This window comes from Actinomadura parmotrematis, from assembly GCF_019458805.1.
GTDB lineage: Bacteria > Actinomycetota > Actinomycetes > Streptosporangiales > Streptosporangiaceae > Spirillospora > Spirillospora parmotrematis.
In genome coordinates, this window is the sequence record NZ_JAIBOA010000004.1 from 362,254 (window position 1) to 378,484 (window position 16,231).

6 protein-coding genes are annotated in these 16,231 nt (G+C 71.8%); 5 read left to right on the plus strand and 1 reads right to left on the minus strand.

The annotated features are described in order from the left end of the window. Nucleotides 1–132: 132 nt before the first annotated feature. From K1Y72_RS09100 to K1Y72_RS09110, 3 genes are read left to right on the plus strand one after another with little or no spacing between them, the layout of a single operon-like run. A complete protein-coding gene (locus tag K1Y72_RS09100; RefSeq protein ID WP_220165073.1) occupies nucleotides 133–1,788 on the plus strand; it encodes an ABC transporter transmembrane domain-containing protein in 1,656 nt (551 codons plus the stop codon). Next, nucleotides 1,785–3,551, plus strand: a complete 1,767-nt coding sequence (locus K1Y72_RS09105; RefSeq protein WP_220165075.1) for an ABC transporter ATP-binding protein — start codon at nucleotides 1,785–1,787, stop codon at nucleotides 3,549–3,551. The genes K1Y72_RS09100 and K1Y72_RS09105 overlap by 4 nt, the downstream gene beginning before the upstream one ends. Before the next feature lie 56 nt (nucleotides 3,552–3,607). Then, on the plus strand, nucleotides 3,608–4,123 hold the full coding sequence (locus tag K1Y72_RS09110; RefSeq protein WP_220165077.1) for a VanZ family protein: 516 nt from the start codon (nucleotides 3,608–3,610) through the stop codon (nucleotides 4,121–4,123). Here K1Y72_RS09110 and K1Y72_RS09115 read toward each other — a convergent pair. Further along, nucleotides 4,106–4,642 (minus strand): hypothetical protein, encoded by a 537-nt coding sequence (locus K1Y72_RS09115; RefSeq protein ID WP_220165079.1) that lies wholly within the window; start codon nucleotides 4,640–4,642, stop codon nucleotides 4,106–4,108. The two genes, K1Y72_RS09110 and K1Y72_RS09115, sit on opposite strands and share 18 nt — an antisense overlap. Before the next feature lie 339 nt (nucleotides 4,643–4,981). Between K1Y72_RS09115 and K1Y72_RS09120 the strand changes: the two genes are divergently transcribed. After that, nucleotides 4,982–15,973, plus strand: coding sequence for a LamG-like jellyroll fold domain-containing protein (locus K1Y72_RS09120; RefSeq protein ID WP_220165081.1), 10,992 nt, complete (start codon nucleotides 4,982–4,984; stop codon nucleotides 15,971–15,973). Continuing rightward, nucleotides 15,973–16,224: a hypothetical protein gene (locus K1Y72_RS09125; protein ID WP_220165083.1), complete on the plus strand. Its 252-nt coding sequence runs from the start codon at nucleotides 15,973–15,975 to the stop codon at nucleotides 16,222–16,224. The genes K1Y72_RS09120 and K1Y72_RS09125 overlap by 1 nt, the downstream gene beginning before the upstream one ends. The last annotated feature ends 7 nt before the right edge of the window (nucleotides 16,225–16,231 follow it).

Consider the following 16,231-nt stretch of genomic DNA (forward strand, 5'->3'; position numbering starts at 1 on the left):
CAACCGACGATGACCGGGTGGTCAGCGGAGGAGGGCGGCCGGGCGGGCGCCTTGCGCGGTGGTAATGATCCGCTTACGTCCGGGAAAAGTATGGTTAGCCTCGCCTAATGAACTCTGCGGGTGGGGGGACGGATGGAGGCTGCCGGACGCGAGGTCCTGCGCGGCGCGGTCCGCGGGCAGTGGCGGGACCTGACGGTGGCCTCCGCGCTGGCCTCGGCGCACCAGGTCGGGGAGACGCTGGTCCCGGTGCTGATCGGCGTCACGATCGACCGGGCCGTCGGCGCCGGCGACGGGCGGGCGCTGCTGCTCTGGCTCGGCGCCCTCGCCGCCGTCTACCTCGCCCTGTCCTGGGGCTACCGGTGGGGCGCGTACCGCGGCGAGCGCGCCGCCGCGCGGGCGGCGCGGGACCTGCGCACCGCGCTCGTCACCCGCGTCCTCGACCCGCGCGGCGGCGCCGAGGACGGCCGGCTGCCCGGCGCGCTCGCCGGGATCGCCACCGAGGACGCCCGCCGCGTCGGCTACGTCAACGTGGCGATCATGGCGGGGGCCGCGGCGCTCGTCGCCATCGGCCTCGGGACCGTGCTGCTGCTCCGCATGTCGGTGCCGCTCGGCCTCGTCGTCCTGCTCGGGACGCCGCCGCTGCTCTGGGCCGGGCACCTGCTGAGCCGCCCGCTGGAGCGGCGGAGCGCCGCCGAGCGCGAGCGGTCCGCGCACGCCTCGGCCGTCGCCGCCGACCTCGCCCGCGGCCTGCGGGTGCTGAAGGGCATCGGCGCCGAGGGGGCCGCCGCCCGCCGCTACCGCGCCACCAGCGGCGGCGCCCTCGCCGCGACGCTGCGCGCCACCCGCGCCGAGGCCGGGCAGGAGGGCGCCGTCCTCGCCCTCACCGGCGTGTTCATCGCGGTCGTCGCGCTCGTCGGCGGCCGGCTCGCCGCCGCCGGCGAGCTCACGCTCGGCCAGCTCGTCGCCGCCGTCGGCCTCGCGCTGCTGCTCCTCGGCCCCTTCTCCGTGCTCGCCTGGGTGAACGCCCAGCTCGCGCAGGGCCGCGCGTCGGCCGCGCGGGTCGGCGCGGTCCTCGCCGCGCCCGCCGCCGTCCAGGGCGGCGACGCGCCCCTCCCGCAGCCGGTGGGCGGCGCCGTCCGGCTGCGCGGCGTGACGTACGGCCCGCTGCGCGGCCTGGACCTGGACGTGCCCGCCGGGCAGATCGTCGGCGTCGTCGCGGGCGGCGCCGACGCCGCCGCCCTGCTGGACCTGCTCGGCCGCACCGCCGACCCCGCCGAGGGCGACGTCGAGCTGGACGGGACGCCGCTGCGCGGCCTGCACCCGGCGGCCGTGCGCGCCGCCGTCCTGGTCGCCGCGCACGAGGCCGACCTGTTCGCCGGGACGGTCGCCGCCGACGTGGCGGCCGCCGCCCGCGGCGCCGACACCGGCCCCGCGCTGCGCGCCGCGGGCGCGGACGGCCTGGACGGCGCGACCGGCGACGGCGGCGGCGCCCTGTCGGGCGGCCAGCGCCAGCGCGTCGCGCTCGCCCGCGCGCTCGCCGCCGACGCGCCCGTCCTCGTCCTGCACGACCCGACGACCGCCGTCGACGCCGTCACCGAGGCGCGCGTCGCCGCCGGCGTCCGCGCCCTGCGCGCCGGCCGCACCACGGTCCTCGTCGCCACCAGCCCCGCCCTGCTGGCGATCACCGACCGGGTGGTGCTGGTCGAGGACGGCCGCGTCGCCGCCGACTCCTCGCACGCCGACCTCGCCCGCGGGCACGACGGCTACCGGACGGCGGTGCTCTCGTGACCGCCGCCGAACCCGCCGCGCCCGCCGCCCGCGAGCTGCTGCCCGTCGCCGACGCGCGCGGCGTCCGCGCCCTGCTCGGCGAGCTGGCCCGCCCGCACCGCCGCCTCGCCGCCGCCGCCGTCCTCACCCTGACCGCCGCGACCGCCATCGGGCTGCTCACCGCGCCGCTGGTCGGCCGCATCGTCGACCTCGTCGCCGACCACCGCCCGGCCGGCGACCTCACCCCCATCGCCGCCGGCCTCGCCGCCGTCGCACTCGCCCAGGGCGCCGCCACCGCGGCGGGCCTCGCCCTCATGTCGCGGCTCGGCGAGACGCTGCTCGCCCGGCTGCGCGAGCGGTTCGTGGACCGCGCCCTGCACCTGCCGCTCGCCGACGTCGAGCGGGCCGGGACCGGCGACCTCACCGCCCGCGTCACCGGCGACGTCGCGGTGATCGCCGAGGCGGTCCGCGAGGCGCTGCCCGCGCTGGTGCGGTCGGTGCTCGCCGTCGCCCTCACCCTCGGCGCGCTCGCCCTGCTCGACTGGCGGTTCCTGCTCGCCGCCCTCGCCGCCGTGCCCGTCCAGGTCTACACGGCCCGCTGGTACGTGCGGCGCGCCATCCCGCTGTACGCCGAGCAGCGCGTCGTCGAGGGGACGATGCAGCAGCAGCTCCTCGACAGCATCGGCGGCGGCGCGACCGTCCGCGCGTTCGGCCTGGGGGAGCGGCACACCGGCCTCGTCACCGACCGCGCGGACGCCGTGCGCGACTACACGATGCGCGGCATCCGCCTCGCCCTGCGGTTCTACAGCCGCCTGCACGTCGCCGAGTTCACCGGGCTCGCCGCCGTCCTCGCCACCGGCTACCTGCTGGTCGGGCACGGCGCCGCGTCGATCGGCACCGCGACCGCCGCCGCCCTGTACTTCCACAACCTGTTCGAGCCGATGAACACCGTCATCGGGCTGCTGGACGACGCCCAGTCGGCGGGCGCCGGCCTCGCCCGCCTCGCCGGCGTCGCGGGCCTGCCCGCGCCCGCGCCCCGCCCGGCTCCCGAGAGCGCCGACCGCACCGTGCGCGTCACCGCGCTGGAGCACGCCTACGAGCCGGGGCGGCCCGTCCTGCACGGCGTGGACCTGCGGGTCGGCGCGGGCGAGCGGGTCGCGCTCGTCGGCGCGAGCGGCGCCGGCAAGACCACCCTCGCCAAGATCATCGCCGGGGTGCAGCCGCCCGCCGCGGGCCGCGTCGCGCTCGGCGGCGACGTCGGCCTCGTCAGCCAGGAGGTGCACGTGTTCGCCGGCGGCCTCGCCGCCGACCTGCGGCTGGCCCGCGAGGGCGCCGCCGACGCCGACCTGCGCGCCGCCCTCGCCCGCGTCGGCGCCCTGGAGTGGGCCGAGGCGCTCCCGGACGGCCTCGCCACCGTCGTCGGCGACGGCGGCCACCGCCTCACCGGCGCGCAGGCCCAGCAGCTCGCCCTCGCCCGCCTCGTCCTCGCCGACCCGGCGGTGGCCATCCTGGACGAGGCGACCGCCGAGGCCGGCAGCGCCGGCGCCCGCGCCCTGGAGCGCGCCGCCGCCGGGGCGCTGGACGGCCGCACCGCCCTCGTCGTCGCGCACCGCCTCACCCAGGCCGCCGCGGCCGACCGCGTCATCGTCATGGACGGCGGCCGGATCGTCGAGTCGGGCACCCACGACGGGCTCCGCGCCGCTGGCGGCGTCTACGCCGCCCTCTGGCACGCCTGGTCCGGGACCCGGGAAACCTCCGCGATCCGTCCCGATCCGGCCGCATGAACCGCCCCTGAGCGGGGAGACCGCTCGCTGATCGGGTGCGGCGCGAAGGAGTGGCAGTGGTCGGGACGGTGCAGGCGCAGGAGGCGCCCGTCCAGCGGGCGAGGACCCGCTGGTACGTGAAGCTGCTGCGCGCCATCGGCGTGCTCGTCGCGCTGGCGGCGCTCGCCGCCTTCGGCTACATGGCTTACCAGCTCACGCTGACGCCGGTGCACGACAACGGGTGGGCCGTCGGCAACACCCACCCCGGGCACACGCTGCGCTTCTACACCGAGCAGCCGCCGAAGCAGGCGATCCTGCAGATCGGCGGCAACCTGCTGCTGCTCGCACCGCTCGGCGTCCTGCTCCCGTGGGCGTCGGTGCGGCTGCGCGGCCCGATCCGCCTCGGCGTCATCGGCTTCTTCGTGTCGCTGTTCATCGAGTCGATCCAGGGCCTCGCCGTCCCGGGCCGCGCCTTCGACATCGACGACGTCATCCTCAACACGATCGGCGTCGTCGTCGCCTACCTCCTCGTCGGCTGGAAACTCTCCCGCGTCATGCGAGGCCGCCGCCGCAAGTCACCCCCGACGGCCTGACCCGACGGCACCGGCCACGGCCCGCTCGACGTCACCGCTCGTGCCGCCGACCGCACGGACGTTCCCGGCGCCGCTCCCCGCCCCGACGGCGAAGAAGAGAGCCGCGGGAAAGTCCCGCCCCACCGTCATGACCGTCTCCACCGGGATCTTCCCGACGGCGAGGACGACACCGCAACGGCGTTGCACCAGGCCGGACAGATAGGTCCGGGCGTTCGCGACGGTCGGAGGCCCGGCGACGGCCGTGTACTGGACCATGGCGTGCGTCTTCAGCGACGCCTTCTGCATCCCCGTCCATACAGGCGCGGCGTCCCGTCCGGCGATGCCCTGCGCGTCGGTGAGCAGGCATGCCTTGAACGACGAGTACTGACGTGCGCGCGGCGGCGTCCCGCCGGAAGAGGTGTCGATGACGAGGCCGGCCGCCACGAGGACGGCGATGGCCGCCGTCACGAGGGAGCCGGTCTGCCAAGGGGGTGAGAGCCGCCTCCAGCTGTTGCGAAGAGCTGTCAGAGAGATGAACATTGCGCGACGCGCCTTCGCGACGGCACCGGCTTCGGCGGCGGACGATCTCTTGATACCGGGGATTGTGCGAGGCGCGGGCATGCGTCTTCACCTCGTGTTCCTTCGGATCGTTCCGAGTCCGGGAGAGTATTCGGAGGGGATCTTATGCCGGGAAAATGGCCTCTCCAAGGTCTTTCGTGCCGAAATTCCGGCGGCATCCTCCGTTTTCGATTCTTGTCAGGATCTTGTCCGGCCGCCGGGTGATCGCTTACGTTGACGCCGCCTGATCTTCGCGGAGGAGATCATCGTTGGAGCCGCCGCCCGCTCGTCGGAGGGAGGCGCCGGAGAGGCCGGTGGTCGATGCCGAGCGCACAGATCCTGGGTATCCTGATCGTCCTGCTCGGCGCCGGCCTCGCCGCCGCGCTCAGCGGCTACGTCGCGGGGCTCCTCTACAGGCTGTCGCTCTGGTGCCGGCATGGCCGGGGCCGTCCGCGTCGCCCCGCCGGACGGTGGCGAGCGGGCGTCCTGCGCAACCTCCGCTACAGCGCGGCGGCGCGCCGCACCGCCGCCGTCATGACGGTGGTGCTGGCCCTGGCGATGACCGAGCAGCCCGCGATGGCGTCCGAGGGGCTGCCCGAGGTGTCGTTCGCCGGGGTCACCGGAGTGCTCGGCTGGATCGCCGGAAAGCCCTCGCCGCATTGGGGGCCGCTGCCCGTGCAGAGGTCCGGTACGGCGGGGGGCAAGACCCACGCAGCGCCGGCCTCGGCGACGGAAGCGCGCGTCGGCACGGGCCGGAAACCGGGACGTGGCAAGGGCGAGCTGGGCGCGTACGCGCCCGGCTCCCGGAAGGTCCCGAAGGGCCAGAGCAGCAAGGCGCGCGTCGGCTATCTGCCCTCGACCAGCCGCCGAGACGCCGCGAAGTCGTCGGCGACGAGCGACTACTTCCGCAACGCGGACGGTTCCACCACCCGCAAGCTGGCGCAGAGCCCGATTAACTACAAGGACGGGCACGGCGACTGGCGCCCGATCGACACCACCGTCCGGCAGGGGACCGATCGACGCTGGCACGAGAAGGCCAACGAGGTGACCGTCGACTTCGCGCAGCAGGCGTCGGATCCGGTCCTGGCAAGGATCGGCGGAGACGGCCGGGAACTGTCGTACGCGCTCCAGGGGGCGGCTCCGGTCACGCCGAGCGTCTCCGGCTCGGTGGTCACCTATCCGGGCGTGCTGCCATCCACCGACCTGTCGGTCTGGCCAACCTCGACGGGCATGAAGGAGTCGATCGTCCTCCGGGACGCGAACGCCTCCAACACCTGGGTCTTCCCGCTGAGGTTGAAGGGGGTGAAGGCCCGGCGCGCGGCCGACGGGTCCATCGAGCTCGTGGACGCGGCCGGCACGGCGAAGGGCCGTATCCCGGCGGCCTATGCATTCGACTCGAAGATCGACGAACGTTCCGGGGAAGGGGCGAGCACCCATGCCGTCGCCTACGGGCTGATCCAGAAGGACGGTGCGCCCGCCCTCACCGTCACCCTGGACGACGCCTGGCTGCACGCGCCGGAACGGGTGTTCCCGGTGACCGTCGATCCCTCTTACGACAACGTCTTCACCTGGACCACCACCTACGCCGAATCCGGCATCGACCCCGGCGACCACTCGATGGAGCAGACGATCAAAATCGGCTCCTACGACTCGGGGCCCCACAGCGCGCACGCATTCCTGAAGTTCCCGCGCGCCGGGATCGACGGCTCGAAGGCGACCGTGTCCGCCGCGCAGCTGAAACTCTTCGACACCTGGGCGCCGACCTGCACCGCCGAGCGGTTCGACGTCTCGGCGATCGATCAGGACTGGTCCCCGTCGACCGTCACCGCTTATCCCGGCCCCCACTACGGCGCGGCGATCGGCACCCTCACCCCGAGCGTCCCGAACGCCTGCGCCAATACCGGCGGAGACCGGACGAAGGGCGACTGGCTGACGGTCTCCCTCTCCACGACCACCTTCAACAACTGGGCCGCGGGCCAGAACGACTATGGCCTCGCCCTGTTCGCCGCCAATACCGACGCCTTGCACTGGAAGCAGTTCAACACCGCCTACACCCCGACGGGCGGACCGTACCTGTTCCTCACCTACACCGGCGCGATGCTCCCGCAGGTATACGGTCAGCTCCCGGGCAACGGCCAGCACGCCGACACGCTCACACCGCAGCTGGAGGCGTGGGGCGGCAAGGATCCCAACCTCACCACCACGCTGAAGTACGACTTCCGCGTCACCGACTCCGACGGCAACACCGTCGCCGACTCGGGCCTTGTGACCCCGAAGGCGCCGTCGAGTACGGCGACCTGGCAGGTCCCCGCGGGAAAGCTGAAATGGGGGCGCACCTACTACTGGGCCGCGGTCGCCTACGACGGGACGAACTACTCGCCGGCACCCGTGATGAACGCCCTGCCGATCGATGTTCCGCAACCGGAAGTCACTTCGGGGCTCGCTCAGAACTCCGAGCGCGATTTCGATCCCGCGACCGGCAACTACACCTCGTCCGCGACCGATGCCGACGTCAGCGTGGTAGGCCCGAGCCTCTCGGTCGTCCGCGACTACAACTCCCGCGACCCGCGCGCCACCGGCGCTTTCGGCACGGGCTGGTCGAGCGTCTTCGACGCCAAGGCCACTGAGTGGTACACGCCCGCGGGAACGGTTCGCAGCGTCGCGGTCACCTACCCCGACGGGTCCACGGTCGGGTTCGGCAAGAACTCCGATGGCACGTTCACCCCACCGCAGGGACGGTTCGTCACCTTCACGTCGATCACCGGCGGCTATCGTCTGACCGACAAGAACGACACCGTCTACACCTTCACGCAATCCCTCGGCACGGGCTCCTACGGACTCACGTCGGTCGCCGACGCATCCGGCCGGGCGGTGACCTTCACCCGCACGTCCGGGCAGGTCACCACCATGACGTCCGCGGCGGCGAGCCGCAGCCTGCACGTGACGTGGAACACCCCGGCCGGCGCCACCGCCGCGCACGTGGCGACCGTGACGACCGATCCCTCGACCATCGATGACTCCTCGACGGCGCTGACCTGGGCCTACACCTACAACGGTGATCAGCTCACCCAGGTCTGCTCACCCGTCGACACCGCCCCCAACTGCACCCGGTACGGCTATGAGGGCGCCTCGCCCCACTATGAGCAGGCCCTCGACAAGGGCGCGGTGTCGTTCTGGCCGCTCGCCGAGAGTACGGGAACGGCCGCCAAGAGCGCCGTCCTGGCCAATGAAGGAGTCGACAACGGCGTCTACAACAACGTCACGCTCGGCCAGGCGGGCCCGCTGGCCGGCGGGGCCGCGACCGCGGCCGCGTTCAACGGCACGACGTCCCAGATCGCCCTCCCCGACCTGCACATGGGTGTGTCGACAGGCGAATCGGTGTCGCTGTGGTTCAAGTCGTCCCAGGGGCCCGGCGTCCTGCTCTCCTACTCCGACAAAGAGATCGCCGCGACCAACACCGCCGGCGGGAACTACACGCCCGCCCTGTACATCGGCACCGACGGCAAGCTCAAGGGCACCTTCTGGTGGGACGGGGAGACCCCCGGCCCGATCAGCACCACCGCGTCGGTCGCCGATGGGAACTGGCATCACGTGGTGCTGTCCGGAGGGCCGACGGGACAGACCATGTGGCTGGACAACGCGAAGGTCGGGACGGCCGCGGGCTCGTCGTCCTTCGACTTCGGCTACTCCCCGAACTCCTTCATCCACCATTACCTCGGCACCGGCTACCTCGGACAAACCTGGCCCGACCAGCCGCACTCCAGCACGACGTCCACCACGACCTACGGCACCTACTTCAAGGGCGCCATGGCGGACGTCGCGCTGTACGACCGGCCGCTCGTCACGGCCGACGTCGCCGACCTCTACCAGACCGGCAAGCGGGCCACGAGCCTGCTGTCGTCGGTGGTGCGGCCGTCGGGCAAGATCCACGCCACCGTGACCTACGATCCGGTGACCACGACCGTCAAGCACGTCACCGACCAGAACGGCGGCTCGTGGGACCTCGCCGCTCCCACCGTGGCGGGGTCCTCGCAGGTGTACCGGGCCGCGGTGCTCGGCTCGCAGCCGACCGGCTACCACCGGCTCGGCGAGGCCGCGGGCGCGACGGCCGCCCTCAACGAGGTGAATTCCAGCCCGGCCGCCTACTCCGGCGTCACCCTCGGCACCACGGGACCGTTCGCCGACGCCACCGCCGCGACGTTCAACGGCACGTCGTCCTACGTGCAGATGCCGGCGGCCGACCAGGTGAAGACCTCGCCGGGCTCGGTCGAGATGTGGTTCAAGGTCCCGGCGGGCAACGTCGCGGGCGGCGTCCTGTACGGGCAGCAGTCCGATCCTCTCGGGCCGCCCACGGGCAACTACGTGCCCGCCCTGTACATCGGCACCGACGGCAAGCTGCACGGCAAGTTCTGGGACGCCAACGGTACGAAGAGCCCGCTGCTCTCCGCGGCCAAGGTCAACGACGGGGTCTGGCACCATGTCGCGCTGACCGCCGCGGCCGCCAACCAGACCATGTACCTCGACGGGGTGGCGCAGGGCACGCTGTCCGCGACCCTCACCGCCAGCACGGCCAACTACGTCTACGTCGGGGCGGGCGCCTCGGGCGGCAACTGGACGGCGCATCCCACCAACACCGCCGGCTACTTCACCGGGTCGATCTCCGAGGTCGCCTTCTACCGCTCGCAACTGTCCGGCGAGGACGTCGTCCGCCACTTCACCGCCGGGAGGAACTCCTACGGGCTGGCGCCGACGGTCACCGTCAACGTCACCGATCCGGGCGGCAAGAAGCTGGTTCACCAGTACGATCCGGGCAACGGCTACCGTCCCGTCGCCGAGTACGACGGCCTGGGGAACCGCACCACCTACGGCTACGACTCCGGCGGGTTCCTGCACACCATCACCGATCCCAACGGCAACGTGCAGATCACCGGCCACGACGTGCGTGGCAACGCCGTCTCGCGGACCACGTGCCAGGACCAGGCCGCCGACAAGTGCTCGACGACCTACACGAGCTATCTGCCGGACGACACCACCGCACAGCTGACGCCGAGCCCGCTGAACGACCTGACCGCCGCGGTCCGCGACGGCCGGTCGAGCGGCGCGTCCGACGACACCTACAAGACCGCCTATACCTACGACGCGGCGGGGAACACCACCGGCGTGACGACGCCGCCGGTGCCGGGCTTCCCGCACGGCCGCACCACGAGGATCACCTACACCGACGGGACCTCGGTCGCGGCGGCCGACACCGGCTACGCGCCGGCCGGACTGCCCGTCAGGACCGTGTCGCCGGGCGGTGCGACGACCTCGATCGTCTACTTCCGCAACGGCGACGTCGCGTCGGTCACCGACGCCGCGGGCAAGATCACCAAGTACACCTACGACGGCCTCGGCCGGCCGCTGACCAGTACCGAGATAGCGGACGCCCACCCGTTGGGGCTGGTCACCTCCCACACCTATGACGGCATGGGCCAGGACCTCACCACGACCGGACCGCCGATCACCAACCGGATCACCGGTGCCGTCCACACGGCCCGGACCACCTCGGTGTACGACGCCGACGGTCAGCCGACGTCCCAGACCATCGCCGACCTCACCGGCGGGGACGCCCCGCGCACCATCTCCACCGGCTACAACCAGTACGGCCAGGCCACCACCGCCACCGACGCGCTCGGCAAGATCACCGAGACCACCTATGACGCCTACGGCAACAAGGCGACCGACAAGAGCCCGAGCGGCATCACCACCGCCTACGGCTACGACCCGAACGGCCAGCCGACGACCCAGACCCTGAAGGGCTACACCGGGGACCCCGGAGCCCCGCAATCCCCGAAAGACCTGGTGGAATCCTCTCGCGCCTACGACCCGGCCGGACGGCTCGCCTCGCTCACCGACGCGATGGGCAACACCACCACCTACACCTACACCGACAACGACCTGCCGGTGACGATCACCCGTACCGACTCCACCGGCGGTTCACCGTTCGTCGAGCGGTCCACCGAATACGACGCGGCGGGCAACCCCGTCAAGCAGGTCACCAACAACGGAGCCACCGTCACCACCGCCGCGCTCGACGCCGCCGACCGCGTCACCGGCACCACCCTCGACCCCGGCGGCCTGGCGCGCACCACCACCGTCACCTACACGCCCGACGACCAGGTGGCGCGCAGCACCCAGAGCGACCCGACCGGCTACGCGTACTCGACCGCCTACACCTACGATCCGATGGGCCGGATGACGAGCCGGACGCTGGAGGGCGACACCCCCGGCCATCCGGTCGCCTGGTGGAAGCTCGACCAGACGTCGGGCGGCACGGTCGCCGACGTGTCGGGCACCGGGAACAGCGCCACCGTCGGCGGCGGCGTCACCTGGGCCGACCAGGCCGCGGTCCTTCCCGGCACGGCCGGCCAGGACATCGCCACCAACGGCCCGGTGCTGGACACCTCACAGAACTTCACGGTTTCGGCGTGGGTGAAGCTGGCCGCCACATCGGCCACCGCCTTCCAGACGGTCCTCAGCCAGGACGGCGCCCACGACAGCGGCTTCTACCTGCAATACGACGGACCCGACAACAAGTGGGCGTTCAGCCGCGTCACCGCTGACACCGACGCCGACCCGGCCGGGGTGCGCGCCCTCTCGACGACCGATACGCCGGCCGCCGGGACCTGGACCCAGCTCGTCGGGGCGTTCAACGCCGCCGACGGCACGATGACCCTGTACGTCAACGGCACCGCGCAGGGCACCGCGACCGACCCCACCCCCTACAACGCGACGGGTCCGCTCGTGGTCGGGCGTGGCCAGTACAAGAGCGCCGCCGCCGACCTGCTGACCGGGTCGGTCGCCAACGTGCAGGTCTACGACCGGCTCCTCACCGGCGCCGAGGTCGCCGGCCTGTACGGCAAGGGCCGCACCGGCGGCACCGTCCACTCGTACCAGACCGCGACGACGAGCTGGCTGCTCGACCAGCGCGGCATGCCGACGCAGATGACCGACCCGCAGTCCCGCATCACCCGCTACACCTACGACGAGGCCGGCCGGCTCGCGATCACGACCGCTCCGACCGTCAACGCCGAGACCGGCGGCGGTACTCCGGTGTCCACGCATCCGGTCTCCATGAGCGGCTACGACACCTTCGGCGAGACCACCGAGACCGAGGATCCGAACGGCGATACCACCACCGTCGCCTACGACGCCGGCGGCCACGAGTCCGGCACGACCCTGCCCGGCTACACCCCGGCGGGGGGCGGCGCACCCGTCACCGCCACCACCCACCGCACCTATGACGACGACGGCAACGTCAGCGACGTCACCGATCCGCTCGGCAAGACGACCCACTACGAGTACGACCAGTTCGGCGACGTCAGCGCGGTGACCGACCCCGCCGGGGGCGTTACCCGGACCGTCTACGACGCGAACGGCGAGCCGCTGTCGGTCACCACCCCGACCGGGGCGAAGACCCAGAAGACCTACGACCACCTGGGCCGCGTCCTCACCTCCACCGTCCTCGACCGCTACCCGACGCCGACCGCCGCCATCAGCCGCTACGCCTACACCGCGTCGGCCGACGACCCGGGCGGCACGTGGCCGTCCAGCACGACGACACCCGACGGCGCCACCACGTCCTACGCCTACGACAAGGCAGGCGAATCCACGCAGGTCACCGACCCGGCGGGCGGCGTCACCCAGTACCGCTACGACCCGCTCGGCCGCCGGACAAAGACGATCGCCGACGACGGCACCGCCACGCGCGCCACCCTGAACCAGTACGGCCTGGCCACCAAGACCGAACGGCTCGACACCGACGGCTCCGTGCTGTCCAGCACATCGGCGACGTACGACACCATGGGCAGGCTCCGGTCCAGCACCGACGCCCGCGGGCACACCACGACCCTCACCCTGGACGCCCTCGGCGACATCACCGCCGAGGTCCAGCCCGTCGACGCCGACCACTCCATCACCACGACGTTCGGGTACGACGCCGCAGGCAACCGCACCCGCTACACCGACGGCCGCGGCAACAACTGGATCTACGGCTACACCTCTTGGAACCTGCCGGAGTCGGTCCTCGAACCGGCCACCGCCCTCTACAGCGGTGCCGCCGACCGGACGACGACGACCGCCTACGACGCCGGTGGCCGCTCCGTCCGAACCACCCTGCCCGGCGGCGTCACCGTCTCGACCGCCTACGACGACCTCGGCCGCATAACAGGCCAAAGCGGCGGCGGCGCCGACGCGCCCACCGCCGACCGCTCCTTCACCTACGACCACGACGGCCGGATGCTGACCGCCGGAACCGCCGAGGCGGGCAGCGCGGCCGCCACGGACGAGACCTTCACCTACAACGACCGCGGCCTGCTGCTCACCGCGTCCGGCGCCGCGGGCTCCAGCACCTTCGCCTACAACAACGACGGCCTGGTCACCTCCCGCACGGACGCCGCCGGGACCACCGGCTACACCTACGACGGCGCCGACCGGCTCTCCACCCTCACCGATCCGGCGACGGGCACCACCCTCACCTACGGTTACGACGATCTCTCGCAGCTGACCGGCGTCACCTACGGCACCGGCGGCAACACCCGCGCGTACACCTACGACCATCAACACCGGCTGACCGGCGACACCCTCAAATCAGCGGCCGGCGCCACCATCGCCTCGATCGCCTACGGGTACGACGAGAACGGCAACGAGACCGCCAAGTCGACGACCGGCTTCGGCGGCGCCGTCCAGAACACCTACAGCTACGACTGGGCGAACCGGCTGACGAGCTGGAACAACGGCACCGCCACCACCGGGTACGAGTACGACGACTCGGGCAACCGCACCCGTGTCGGCGCGGACGTCTACACCTACGACGCCCGCGACCAGCTCACCTCCGACGGCACCGTCACCTACTCCTACACCGCCCGTGGAACGCTGTCGGGCCAGAGCGCGGCGTCGGGGACGCTGACGGCGACCAGCGACGCCTACGGTCAGCAGATCGAGCAGTCGGCCGCCGCCGGATCCCAGACCTACGACCACGACGCCCTCGGCCGCGTCCTCAAGGCCACCACCAGTACCGGCGGGACGGGCCGCGCCTTCTCCTATTCCGGCGCCGGCACCACCCTCGCCTCCGACGGGTCCGCCACCTACACCTGGACGCCGTCGGACTCCCTGGTCGGCATCGGCGCCCCGAACGGCGGCACCGGCGGCGTCCTCGCCTACCTCGACCAGCACAGCGATGTCGTCGGCGACTTCACCGCGACCGGCGGCGCCCTCGTCGGAGCCAAGACCTACGACCCGTTCGGCAACGTCACCGGACTCACCGGTTCCGTCAGCGGCGACCTCGGCTACCAGTCGGGCTGGACCGACGACACCACGGGCCAGGTCAACATGGCGGCCCGCTGGTACAACCCGAAGACGGGGCAGTTCCAGAACAAGGACACCGTCTCCCTGGACCCCGTCCCCGACTCCGCCCAGGCGAACCCACACGCCTACGTCGGCGACAACCCGCTGCTCGGCACCGACCCGACCGGCCACTGCTGGAGCGGCTTCGGGCTGATCTGCAAGGGCGCCAGCATGGTCAACAAGTACGTCGTCCAGCCGATCGTCCACGCCGCCGGCTCGACCTGGCAGGCGCTCACGCAGGGCACGTCCTGGCTGATCAAGCACACCGGCCGGGTGCTGTCGGCGCTCAGCCGGGGCATCAGCGCGGCCATCGCCTCGATGGAGCGGCAGATTCGGCTCATCGACCAAGAGATCCACGACATGTACGTCCAGGCGAGGCGGAAGGCGGCGCAGGCCAGAGCCGCGGCGAAACGTGCGGCCGCACGGGCGAAGGCGGCCGCCATCGATCGATATAACAAGCTCTACGAACTGGGCAAGTACGCCTATCACGCCACAGCGAAGGCGGTGCACACCAGCGCCACGTTCATCCAGCACCACGGCGCGGCCATCGCGTCCTTCGCCCTCTCCACCGCGACCTTCATGGGCTGCGAGGCCGCCCTCGGCGTCCTGACGATGGGCGTCGGCGCGGTCGCCGGAGCCGTCGGCTGCGGCATGCTCGCCGGCATGGTCGGCGCCGCCGTCGATCAGGGTGCCAAGTGCATGGACGGCCAGAAGGGCGCGTGCTCGGCGAAGTCCTTCGGCGAGTCGATGCTGATCGGCGGCCTCGGCGGCGCCGTGGGAGGCGCCCTGGGCGGCAGCCTCGGCGGCAAGCTCGCTGAGTCCGCGCTGGGCAGGATCCTGCCCAAACTCGCCACCGATGCCCTCGAAGGCGCCGCTATCGGCGGCCTGTCAGGTGCCGCGGAGGGCGGCATGAGCTACGGCCTGACCTGCGGCAAGCGCTCCGGGGGCTGCTCCTGGAGCGGCGCCGCGGGCGCCGCCGCCTCCGGCGCCGCGGCCGGCGCCGTCGGCGGCGCAGTGGGGGGCGCGATCGGCGGTCGTCTGTTCCGCGGCTGCAGAACTCACAGTTTCGCAGGGGCGACGCCGGTGCTGATGGCGAACGGCAAGGCCAAGCCGATCAGCAAGGTCAAGGCCGGTGACAGGGTCGCGGCGTCCATGCCAGGCGGCCGCACGGAGACGCACACGGTGCAGCGCGTCATCATCACGAAGACCGATCGCGACTTCGTGGACCTCACGGTCAGCACGGCGCACCGGGGCCGCGGCCCGCCCAGCCGCCTGACGACCACCACGAACCACCCCTTCTACGACATCACCCAGGCGGCCTTCACCAACGCAGCCGATCTGCACCCGGGCGACGAGCTCCAGCAGCCCGACGGCGGCACCGCGACCGTTCGGACGGTCCACCGCTACAACACCTCACAGGTCACCTACGACCTGACCATCAACGGCCTCCACACCTACTACGTCCTCGCCGGCCCCACCCCCCTCCTCGTCCACAACTGCGACGAGCCCAATTGCACATGCGCTGCCGACGCGGTGGACTGGGTGCCGGAGGGCGGTGACCTGCGCCTCCCCGCACCTCGGTATGGAATGAAGCCCAAGGACTACAATTATCAGTCCGGAGTGGCCGGTGCTCGATCAGATCTGGGCAGCGGGAGATCCCTGGCTCCTCAGCTTGAGATGCCCGGCATCGACGGTGATCCGGTGACGGCCAAGTTTGATGGCCTCCAAGGCGATGAGATCATTGATCGCAAGAGCAACCCCATGTTCACCGCGAAAGCGGTCGATCAAGCCCGCAGGCAGGCGGCGACGGCGGCTTATCACGGTTTGCGACCGGTATGGGAATTGCCCACACCTGCGGCGATCGCAGCGGCAGGTAGATTCATGGCGAGTGCCGGTATCACCACGATTGAACTAAGGATGGCGCCTTGATGGACGCACGGCCGCTGGTGCGCGCGATAGTGGGAGCCCTGCTATTGCTGGAGAATTCGCCTTCGGATGAACTGGATCCCGATGTTGCGGTTCGGGGCATGGAGCACATCGCACAGGAACTACTCCAGCTTTCCATTGAGGACAGAAGGGAATTTTCCGCTCTTCTCGAAGAAGAGGCGGTCCGATCCGAAGATCCGCATTATGCAGAATTTTTGAGGGCACTTCCGTTCATGGTGGGCATGGCCGAATGACCGTAAG